This window comes from Acetobacter nitrogenifigens DSM 23921 = NBRC 105050, assembly GCF_000429165.1.
In the GTDB taxonomy this organism is placed as follows: Bacteria; Pseudomonadota; Alphaproteobacteria; order Acetobacterales; family Acetobacteraceae; genus Acetobacter; species Acetobacter nitrogenifigens.
The window spans coordinates 230,482-240,512 of record NZ_KE386853.1 but is presented as its reverse complement, the minus strand read 5'-3'; the positions used below and the strand labels follow the sequence as shown (position 1 = coordinate 240,512).

Sequence of the window (10,031 nt, the reverse complement as noted above, 5' to 3'; positions counted from 1 at the left end):
ATGTTTGTGCCGTCGAGGAAGACCAGACCTAAAGCCGAATCCTGACCCTTCGCCTGTTCAAACAGAGCCTGCCAGACGCCGAGCTTTGCCCAGCGGATGAAGAGTTGGGCTGCCGTCCACCAGGGGCCGAGTTCAGCAGGAATGGAGCGCCATTTCGCGCCGTTCTGATGGCGCCAGAAAATCGCTGACATGGTCCGTCGCAGATCGCGAGGCGGGGTTTTGCCTTTCGGACGAACCGTCTCGATCAGAGGTTCCCAGATCGACCATGCATCATCGGAAAATACAGACTGTATCATGCTCATGACAAAGAGCTATGCAGTGCGCTCCGTCTTTCAAGACCTAACAGGCCCTAGCCGCTTGATAAGTAAAAAAAATCCGAACCCTTTTACAGGTTCGGATCTAAAAATCAGAATCACATCGACCAACTCACGAGCGAAACACGCCTACGAAAATCAGCCTCTGCTTGATCCGTTTTTATTTAGCGCGAGCAAATTTCGCACGAGCCCCACGTTTCGGCGTTTCTGCCGCAGCGGCCTTCTCGGCTGCCAGACGCGTAATACGCTTCTGGCGACGCGCCTCTTGCGTAACGCGCAGACGATCAAGGGCCGACGGCTTCGCCGCAACTGCTTTCGAGACCGCCTTAGCCGGAGCTTTCGGAGCTTTCGCGACAGGCTTAGCCTTGACCTTTGACGCCGCCACAACAGGCTTAGCGCGAGTTGCCTTCACCTTCGCCTCAACGGCAGGAGCAGCAGCACGCCCCCTCTTGGGAGCAGACGCTTCAACCGCCGCCTTGGCTGCAACGCGACGTTTCGGAGCGGGCACCGCCTTAACTTCCGCAACTACACGAGGCTTACGAGCCGTTTTGGCCGCAGGGGCAGGTTCGGCGACCTTTGTTTTGCTGGACGCAACCTTGGCGCGGGTCTTGGCCGCAGGAGCAGCCTTTTTCGCCGTGGTATTTGCAGAAACAAGCTTGGACAGCGCCAAAGCTGCCTGGGCTGTATCTTTAGCTGATTTTCTTGCCATCTTCCGGTTACCTTTCAAATCGCATGATGTTCCGCAAGTTTAAAACCAACCCGCCCATGCGATACATTTCCAACGCGACCCCCATCATCGCCCGGCGCGCCAGAGCAATTCGGCAGCGGCGCCCCAGAAAGAAAACAGAGACCACGTCCCTCTATCGGCACTCAATATAGATTTACATTCTTATTTGCAATATCAATATTCGACTTTTGGCACTCAATTTTTTCGTCGCTAACGGCGTAATTCACGTTGCCGTTCTCTGATTAAAAAATACAAAATTTTTATTTCCTTCTTTGTAAATATAGTAATTTACATTTTGAAAAAATATCGCCTCGACAAACGATGCGCTGACGGCCCTTCAGGGTTGCATTCATTGCTGAATAATAATTTACGCCACACCCTGGACGAGTCCACACCATCGCACGGCGTCACAACGGTCAAGCAACCCGAAATCGAAAAGACTTCGTTGGCGATTTCGCGCGCCATCCGCTAAATCGTCCGTCAATAAACCGTTTCCAACAGGACACCAGCACATGAAGATCAACGGCGCAGCCTATCGAAGCGTATGGGTCGACAGCACAGACGGACGTTCAGTTCGTATTTTCGATCAGACCAAACTACCTTTTTCGATAGTCACTCTGAAACTCGAGACGGTCGACGCGGTCGCCCACGCCATCGTCACCATGCAGGTACGCGGCGCACCGCTCATCGGCGCCGTCGCCGCCTACGGGCTTGCGCTTGCGCTCGGCGTCGACGCAAGCAACGAGTCTCTCGAACGCAACGCCTCCATGCTTGCGGAAACGCGGCCCACAGCCATCAACCTACGCTGGGCGATCGAGCGCATGCTTGCGAAACTCCGACCTGTTTCACCGGAGGATCGCCTGACGGCCGCCTATGCGGAGGCCGGACGCATCTGCGACGAAGACGTCGCCCAGAACGAATCCATCGGACGACACGGACTGGGACTATTGGAAGAAATCGCAAAACGGAAAGCGCCAGGCGAGAAGATCAACATCCTGACCCACTGCAATGCGGGCTGGATTGCGACCGTCGACTGGGGAACCGCTCTGGCGCCTATATATATGGCGCACGACGCGGGTTATAACGTGCACGTCTGGGTCGACGAAACGCGTCCGCGTAATCAGGGCGCAGCTTTGACCGCCTGGGAACTGGCGAGCCATGGCGTGCCGCACACGGTGATCGTGGACAATGCGGGCGGACATTTCATGCAGCACGGCCAGGTGGACATTGTCATTGTCGGCACCGACCGCGTCACCTCGCGCGGCGACGTCGCCAACAAGATCGGCACATATCTCAAGGCGCTGGCGGCAAAAGATAATAACGTTCCATTCTGGGTCGCTCTGCCGTCCACGACAATCGACTGGCGCGTCGCCGACGGAGTCCGCGACATTCCCATTGAGGAGCGGGCAGCATCTGAAGTGACCACAGTGACCGGACAAACCGGAGACGGCCGCATCGAGTCAGTTCGCGTCACGCCGTCCGGCGTCAACGCCGCCAATCCTGCGTTCGACGTGACGCCGGCCCGCCTCGTGACCGGCCTCATCACCGAACGCGGCCTATGCGCAGCGAGCGCCGACGGCCTGAACTCCCTGTTCTCGGAACAGGAGCGCCAATGATCTCCTGCGTCCGCAGGAGATCATTGGCAAGTTGCATTCCGGCAACGGCCCGCGTTTCCACGCGCCGGCCGTTGAGCAGGCTCTTTCGAAGCCAGGATCATGCCTGTAGAACCAAACTGTTGGGCGTTGCGTTTCAAGAGACGAGGCCCTGAACTGGCGCGGGAGCGTGCGGCGAGAGCCGGGCGGATGAAGAAGCGAGATGAAGTTCACAGGACCAGTCGGCTTGACCCTGGCGCTCGGCTTGGCCGCCTGCGCCAACCAGTCATCAGTCCGCACCACCCCCACCCCTACACCGGTCGCTCAGTATAGAAACGCCGCAGGACAATTGGCGATCGATCCCCACGTGCCGGATTTCGCCACCCGAAACTTCGTGCCATTCAACAGACAGGACGTCGCTGCGATTGCTCTTCGCGAATGGCGCCTGTTTGGTATGCCAGTCAACGACGACGACCCGTTGCAACGTCTCGAGCCAGATCAACCCAGCCTGAAACCCGAGCGCGCACCGGGACTTTGGCAGCGTGTCGGCGAATATTGGTGGATCGGGCAGGATCCCGACGAGACTGAAGCCTCCTGGACAGGCAAGCACGACGCCAGCGGGGCGCTCACCAACTTCGTCCATGACGGTCATTACGCTTGGTCGGCGGCGTTCATTTCTTATGTCATGCGCATCGCTGGCGCCAACGACCGGTTTCCCTACTCCCCGAACCACGCAACCTACATTAACGCCGCCGCCTCAGGACAATCGAGCGGGCTGCAGGCGCAAGACCCCGGGAACTACATCCCCAAGCTGGGAGATCTGCTCTGCGTCGGGCGTGGCGCCAGCCGGAATGTCCGTTTCTCCAATCTTCCGACGCCAAGAGGCTTCCCTGCACACTGCGGCATCGTTGTCGCGACAGGGCAGAATGCGCCCCCGTTCGGGCATGAAATCAGCATCATCGGCGGCAACATCGACGACGCCGTCACCCTCACGCACGTGCCGACCGACGCAAATGGCGCGCTGACCGACTCAAGCGGCAAAAGTTACGACAGTCGTTACGACTGGTGCGCGGTTCTGCAGGTTCGATATGACGCCGACGCCGAACCGGACGCGGGCCAATAATTCGACGCGGGCCGCGCTCCCGATACCTTCCCGATTCTACAGTTAAAGCTCCAGAGCCTTTTAGCGAAGTCGACGTGGGTAAAAGGCTATAATCTCGTCGCTATAGCGTCCTCCGCTCATGATAATCCATGTGGACGGAGCATGTTCTAACTCGTGATGCAGATGACGCCTTATATCTCGAAAGCTTGCGCTTTGTGAGTGGGTGGAATCGTCTTTGATCACGCCCCATGCGAGGTCATGACAACATTTACACAAAGCGTAATGAGACGGAATTTGGCCGCCGTCGCAAATCAGGCGTAATGGAGTGGCGATCAGCAGGCAAAGGGCGCGCCCTGCGTAATGGGGGCCGCACCGCTTCATGCAAAAACGCGACGTCCCACGGCCAGGCCAGAGTTCGACAACACGTCTCGCAAGGACACTCAATTCGCGACGAACTGGCCGCCGCCTCACGCGGCGGTCGTAAAAAATTCGGTTTTCGTCAGAAAGCGCCTGACGTGAACCTCAGTTCTGCTCCCAAGGGAGGCCAGCAGCCTTCCACCCGGCGACACTCCCACGATGACGCTCGTTATCCAAAGGCCCTTCAAACCCGTCCGCGACATTGAACACCGGCCCAAATCCCGCCGCCGCCGCTGCGGCCGCCGCGGCATAGCTGCGCGCGCCGGACCGACAGATAAAATATAGCGGAGCGTCCGGAGCAACCCCCGCATCCCGCAGGTCATCGACAAAGTTTTCGTTCTGGCGTCCATTAGGCAGCTGCCAGCTTATCGCAAACAAGCGGCGACCAAGCGCAGCTACGCTTGGCACTCCCACAAAGTGCCACTCGGCCTGGGTTCGCACGTCGATGAGTTGCGCCTCGGGCTGATCCTGCATGGCTTGCCACGTCGCTTCGGGGGAAATGTTGTCGATCATGGTCCGTCCCTAACTCCTCGCCCCAAAACACGCCCGTTGCATGACACGACGCGAAACGAGACGCCGCGCATGTAAGCGCGTGCAGGACAACACGCAACCTATCGCACCGAATGCCGGCACGAAACAGGCGCCTGCCTCGCAAGCGCACCTGTTCCGCATTGCGCGCAGCCGCCGCCCGCGCTAGCCGGAAAGGAAGAAATCGACGAAAGGCGGCCCCCGATGACCACGGATCTCTCCTCGACCTCGCATTACGGCTGGGTCGCCCCATCACGGGACATGCTCGGATCGATTGGCGGCACGCCCCTGATTCGCCTGACCCGAGCCTCCGAAGAGACCGGCTGCGATATCTTTGGCAAGGCCGAGTTTATGAACCCCGGTGGGTCGGTGAAAGACCGGGCGGCGCTCGCCATCATTACCGACGCCGAAGCGCGAGGCGCGCTGCCTCCCGGCGGCGTGATCGTCGAGGGCACGGCTGGCAACACGGGCATCGGGTTGACGCTCGTCGCAAACGCACGGGGCTACAAGAGTATCATCGTGATGCCCGAGACCCAGAGTCAGGAGAAGATCGACTTTCTGCGCATGATCGGCGCAGATCTCCGGCTGGTTCCCGCCAAACCGTTCAAGGATCCCGGCAATTACGTCCACGTCTCCCGACGCATCGCCGAAGAAGGCGGGTATCTCTGGGCCAACCAGTTCGACAACGTCGCTAACCGAGAAGGCCACCGTCACACTACGGCGCAGGAAATATGGAGACAGACCGATGGCCGCGTGGACGCCTTCACCTGCGCCTGCGGAACCGGGGGCACCCTGGCCGGGGTCGCGCTCGGGCTCGACGACGCAGCGAAAGCCTCCGGCAGCTCCCGTCCGCAGATCGTACTCGCTGATCCGGAAGGTTCGGGCCTGTTCGGCTGGATCAAGTCAAATGACCTGTCCGTTAGCGGCTCTTCCATAACCGAGGGCATTGGCCAGTCCCGGGTCACCGCAAACCTTGAAAACGCGCCCATCGACGACGCGGAACGCATCGGCGACCCGGAAGCGCTGGAACAGGTCTACAGTTTGCTGATCAACGAAGGGCTTTCTGTCGGCGGCTCATCGGGAATCAACGTCGCCGCGGCGATACGCGTGGCGCGACGGCTCGGTCCGGGCCATCGGATCGTGACAATCCTGTGCGATGGCGGCGCGAGATATCAATCGAAGCTCTTCAACCCGACCTTCCTGCGCGGAAAGAACCTGCCGGTTCCCTACTGGCTGGATAAATAACCGCCCTCGAAAAACACTGCACCGGTCATGCAGGTTTGTATGTAGCTGTAGTCGCCAACAAACCTGCGTCCCGGGCAACCCGGGCAGTTACAATCGCCCGAGCAAAATCAGAATGACCACAATGATCAGAATCGTACCGAGAGTTCCTGAAGGATAGTATCCCCAGCCCGAACTGTACGGCCACGACGGAAGCGCGCCCACCAGCACGAGCAGGATCACGATAATAAGTATGGTGCCTAGCATTACGGGTATCCCATTGGGATTTGAGTGACGGAAAGCGAGCGCAATCGCTCTCCGATGAAGCGCAAACGCTATAAAGACAGCGGGGTTGCATGGCTTTGAAGACGCAATTCTCGTGCTCCCTCACTCCCCGGCCGCGCCAAATGGAAACAATCCGCAAGCAGGATCATATCAATAAGAATCATATATTTTATGATTAAAAAACGGCTTTTCCGAATCACGATGCGCAATTTCCGCACCGTGCGCAGTCCGTTCATAATCTGCCTACGCAAAGTCGGGTCACTTACCCGGTGTAGCGCTCGTCGTGCTTTTTCTGAAATGCCTGTCGTTTTGCAAATCGCCCGGACAGGCAGCGCCACACACATGAGAGCCGACCAGAAGGCGTCGATTTCAGAGTGGTTCTGAAGCCCGTCCATCGGGTTGATCGGATACTTCGGCGTCCACCGCCGAAGTCTTTAACTTCGTCTCGCCCATCAGCAGGGCCGCAAGCAGCACACAGACAGCGCCTGCCCCGGCCAGCAGAAGAAAGGCTTCCGGCAAAGACCGATCAGCGACCAGCCCGGCAAGAGTCGTGCTGAAGCTCGCCCCCAGCCCCATGGCCAACCCAAGCAATCCCATACACAGGTTAAAGTGGCCGCTCCTGCGTGTCAGATCGGCGGCGACCAGCGGCAACATCACCCCGAACGCGGCCGAGCTGATACCGTCAAGCATCTGGATGGGCACGACTGCCCAGGGATTTGTGGTGATGCTCAATAGCGCGCCGCGCAGGGGCAACGCGGCAAAAGTGACGACCATGATCGGACGTCTGCCAATAGTTTCAGCCCAGCGGCCGATCCATGGCGACAGCGCCGCACCCAGCAACTGCGGCGCCAGAATACACGCTGCGATCACGAGTTCCGCAGAACGCCCAGCCTGCTGCGTCACCTGTCCCGCCGCCAGCGACAGCATGGCCGCACTGGACAGATGGAAGAAAACGACACAGAGCGCGAAAGCGAACAAACCCGGCTCGCGCAGCAACTTCATCAACGACGCGCCACGGGCGCGTTGCGGCGGCTCGCCTTCCGCGAGCGCCGCAACGTTCTCAGACGGTGCGATCCGGGGTTGCTCGATCATGCGGAGCGCCAGAATGCCCGGAGCAGCCATCGCGGCGCCCAGAAAGAACGTCGCCCGCGCCGACACGAAATAACCGGCCGCCCCCATCAGACCAGCGGACAGGGCGTTGCCGACAGCAGCGAAGCTGGCGTTGCGACCGAACCGCGCTCCAAGAGCTCCCATCGCCTTGTCGGGGTTTTTCGCGATATATGTGGCTACGACGCCAAGCGTGATCGCGCTGATCGCCGGGTTCAGCGTACAACTGGCCAGCCCATGCAGAACTTCCGCGACCGCGACCGGGAGCCGTAACGGCGCCAGAGCCATAATCAGACACGAAGCGATGATGGCGGCGATAGACCACGTCGCCACACGCTGCTTGTTGACGAGCGAATCCACCAGCGCGCCCGCAGGCACCTGACTGACCATTGCGGTGATCGTGCCAATACTGAGCGCAACCCCGATTTCGCCCTGCGTCCAGTGCTCGCCCGTCAGATACACCGAGACGAAAGGCCCGAACGCCGCCTGAAGATTGGCGACGAAAAAACTGACGCCGTCCAACCCCCAGGCGCTGTTGAGAGGCAGTCGCTTCAGCACGAGGCGCGCCTCTCCTGACTCCAGAAGAAGACAGACGTCATGCAGATGATCCTGGCGGCGTTCCGGTCCTTATCGCACACGCAGAACCTACTTCGCGTTCGCGTGCGGGGACCCGCCATGTCTCGTCGCGTTGTCCCGCGCCCCCTCCGGAGGCGACGACCCGCCAGTTCCAGAAGCGTCGCCGCTGGGCGAGGTTGCTGGCGTTCCTGTTGAAGGCTGGCCCGGCTGAACGGCGGAGGCCGCACCCGGAACGGCGTCCGCACCCGTCGCTGGCGTGGAACCCGTCGGGACAGACGCCGCAGGCGCCACAGGCGCCAGCGATACATCGACAACCGGCCCCTGACGATCAGCAGCAGCCTTTTTCGCATCTCCAGCATGGCTCTCAGCAGCCGCCGCCGAGTCTTGCGCTGGCGTGACGCGCGGGCCGTTCACAACTGCGACCTGTTCAGCGTCAGGATTGAACTCCGGCGCGGACCTGATCGCCGAGGAGGAGGCCATTGCGACGACGGCGCCTTTCGGGTCCGCATGATCCAGGGCGAGAAGAGACCACGCGATCGCAACGCGCCGGTTCCCGACACCCATAAAACCGCCAATATCCGCCACCACAGCCGCCACCTTGCCATCCGTTCCCACAAGAACGTCGACAATCCGGCCGAGTTGACTGTGATCAGCGCCCCGCAACTCCCTGTCGATCAACCTGCCCAGTCGGAGTTGGGCAAGCTCAACAGCAGGGGCCTGACTTCCAGCATCGCCATTGGAAGCCGCCACAGTCGTCTGAGGCGGGGTATCGCGATGCTGCTCCGGATCATCGCCATTAGCGATGTCCCGCGCAGGTTGCGCCGCAACCGCAGAAGGGGCTCCACCTGCAGGAGAAAGTGCGGCGGTCGAGGTTACAGGGACCTGAGCAGGCGCTGTCGACACGGGCGTCGCTTTGGCCAGAGACGCTTGAGCAGGCGATCCGGATCCAGACGAAGCCTCATGCGCCGTTGCGCTCGGTTCGCCAGCTTCGTTCGCCGCTCCCATTCCGCTGGCCTGCGTTTGCGACGCTGGACGCTCGTCCGCGCGTGCGACGCCGCAGGCGACGAGTTGCGCCAACCCCAATGCGCTCCCGAGAAGCGCGGCGCGCGCGACCGCCGTCAAAGTATCGGACATGCGCCCGGCGTTATATTTCACGCGTCTCTCCCGCGATGCGCTTCTCATACCCAGTCAACAGCATGAACGACCCCGTTCTGTCACGTCGAACGACGTTTTCTGTCGCACAGGCGCTTTGCCAGAACAGGCGCCAGAGTCGGAGAAACGACCAAGTTCACAAGTTTGATGTATCTGGATGTATAAGTGCAACATAGTGAAACACCATCTGCCTTTACTCGATAACTTCGCCTATACTTGCGGCATGGAACAGTCGCCACATATCCTTGTCGTAGATGATGATCGTGAAATTCGTGATTTGCTGTCGAGATTCCTCGAACGCAATCAGATGCGGGTCACAGCCGCCCGCGATGGCCGTGAAGCCCGCAGGGCATGGAACAGCGGGCATTACCAGATGGTGGTGCTCGACCTGATGCTTCCAGGCGAGTCCGGTCTGGATATCGCACGGTGGCTCCGTTCGCAGGCGAACGTTCCCATCATCATGCTGACCGCGATGGGCGACGAGACGGATCGGATCATCGGCCTGGAACTCGGCGCCGACGATTACGTGCCCAAGCCCTTCAACCCGCGCGAACTGCTCGCGCGGATTCGCGCCGTGCTGCGGCGCGCCTCGGAAACGCAGGAGCAGGGTTCAGGCGAGGTGCGGCAGATCAATTTCGCCGGATGGACCCTCGAAATCCCCCGCCGCCGCCTGCTGAACCCCGACGGCGCGGAAGTGCCGCTCACTGGCGGTGAATACGATCTGTTGCTGGCGCTGCTTGAACGCGCCAACCGCGTGTTGACCCGTGATATGTTGCTCGACCTGTTGCGCGGTCGTCAGGCCGGCCCGTTCGACCGCGCCATCGACGTCGCCGTCAGCCGCCTGCGTCGCAAGCTTGAGGACGATGGCCGGAACGCGCAGCTGATCAAGACGGTTCGTGGCGGCGGTTACGTTCTCGCGACAGACGTCGAACGCATCTGAAACTCAGCCACCAGACGTCGCTCCCGCCTCGAACGACGCGGGGCCAGCCGCTTCCGCGGTGCGCCCTGCG

At 60.4% G+C, this 10,031-nt stretch carries 11 protein-coding genes; 5 read left to right on the top strand and 6 right to left on the bottom strand.

Going from position 1 to position 10,031, the window contains the following annotated elements; translation table 11 throughout:
* Positions 1–296, bottom strand: a 296-nt coding sequence (locus G442_RS0120075; RefSeq protein ID WP_026398936.1) for a transposase, incomplete at its 3' end; no start/stop codon positions are given.
* 178 nt (positions 297–474) lie between these two features.
* The gene (locus G442_RS26705; protein WP_154660433.1) at positions 475–822 is read right to left on the bottom strand and encodes a hypothetical protein; all 348 of its coding nucleotides are present in this window, start codon (positions 820–822) and stop codon (positions 475–477) included.
* A 40-nt stretch (positions 823–862) separates the two neighbouring features.
* Between G442_RS26705 and G442_RS26700 the strand changes: the two genes are divergently transcribed.
* The 3 genes from G442_RS26700 (at position 863) to G442_RS0120055 (ending at position 3,756) form a co-directional block, all read left to right on the top strand.
* Entirely contained in the window at positions 863–1,066 is a 204-nt protein-coding gene (locus G442_RS26700; protein WP_154660432.1) for a hypothetical protein, read from the top strand.
* Between the two features lie 487 nt (positions 1,067–1,553).
* On the top strand, positions 1,554–2,657 hold the full coding sequence (gene mtnA / locus G442_RS0120060; protein ID WP_026399364.1) for an S-methyl-5-thioribose-1-phosphate isomerase: 1,104 nt from the start codon (positions 1,554–1,556) through the stop codon (positions 2,655–2,657).
* A 199-nt stretch (positions 2,658–2,856) separates the two neighbouring features.
* A complete protein-coding gene (locus G442_RS0120055) occupies positions 2,857–3,756 on the top strand; it encodes a DUF2272 domain-containing protein (RefSeq protein WP_026399363.1) in 900 nt (299 codons plus the stop codon).
* 501 nt (positions 3,757–4,257) lie between these two features.
* Here the strand turns inward: G442_RS0120055 and G442_RS0120045 are convergent.
* Positions 4,258–4,665, bottom strand: a complete 408-nt coding sequence (locus G442_RS0120045) for a rhodanese-like domain-containing protein (RefSeq protein WP_026399362.1) — start codon at positions 4,663–4,665, stop codon at positions 4,258–4,260.
* Between the two features lie 219 nt (positions 4,666–4,884).
* Between G442_RS0120045 and G442_RS0120040 the strand changes: the two genes are divergently transcribed.
* A complete protein-coding gene (locus G442_RS0120040) occupies positions 4,885–5,925 on the top strand; it encodes a cysteine synthase A (RefSeq protein WP_026399361.1) in 1,041 nt (346 codons plus the stop codon).
* Between the two features lie 87 nt (positions 5,926–6,012).
* Here the strand turns inward: G442_RS0120040 and G442_RS24770 are convergent, their stop codons facing one another.
* The 3 genes from G442_RS24770 to G442_RS24185 all read right to left on the bottom strand — a co-directional run bounded on the left by G442_RS24770 (position 6,013) and on the right by G442_RS24185 (position 9,024).
* On the bottom strand, positions 6,013–6,168 hold the full coding sequence (locus tag G442_RS24770) for a DUF3309 family protein (RefSeq protein WP_084440765.1): 156 nt from the start codon (positions 6,166–6,168) through the stop codon (positions 6,013–6,015).
* 387 nt (positions 6,169–6,555) lie between these two features.
* Positions 6,556–7,851 (bottom strand): MFS transporter, encoded by a 1,296-nt coding sequence (locus tag G442_RS0120030; protein WP_246789563.1) that lies wholly within the window; start codon positions 7,849–7,851, stop codon positions 6,556–6,558.
* Positions 7,852–7,938: 87 nt separating this feature from the next.
* Complete coding sequence (locus tag G442_RS24185; RefSeq protein ID WP_051292584.1) at positions 7,939–9,024, bottom strand: PRC-barrel domain-containing protein; 1,086 nt, start codon at positions 9,022–9,024, stop codon at positions 7,939–7,941.
* Between the two features lie 220 nt (positions 9,025–9,244).
* On the opposite strand from G442_RS24185, the gene G442_RS0120020 reads away from it, so the two are divergent.
* A complete protein-coding gene (locus G442_RS0120020; protein WP_026399359.1) occupies positions 9,245–9,961 on the top strand; it encodes a response regulator in 717 nt (238 codons plus the stop codon).
* Positions 9,962–10,031 lie beyond the last annotated feature (70 nt).

Bases quoted from the DNA above. Each gene is read 5' to 3' on its own strand.
- mtnA (WP_026399364.1), top strand. From the start codon at position 1,554: ATGAAGATCAACGGCGCAGCCTATCGAAGCGTATGGGTCGACAGCACA.
- G442_RS0120055 (WP_026399363.1), top strand. From the start codon at position 2,857: ATGAAGTTCACAGGACCAGTCGGCTTGACCCTGGCGCTCGGCTTGGCC.
- G442_RS0120045 (WP_026399362.1), bottom strand. From the start codon at position 4,665: ATGATCGACAACATTTCCCCCGAAGCGACGTGGCAAGCCATGCAGGAT.
- G442_RS0120040 (WP_026399361.1), top strand. From the start codon at position 4,885: ATGACCACGGATCTCTCCTCGACCTCGCATTACGGCTGGGTCGCCCCA.
- G442_RS24770 (WP_084440765.1), bottom strand. From the start codon at position 6,168: ATGCTAGGCACCATACTTATTATCGTGATCCTGCTCGTGCTGGTGGGC.
- G442_RS0120020 (WP_026399359.1), top strand. From the start codon at position 9,245: ATGGAACAGTCGCCACATATCCTTGTCGTAGATGATGATCGTGAAATT.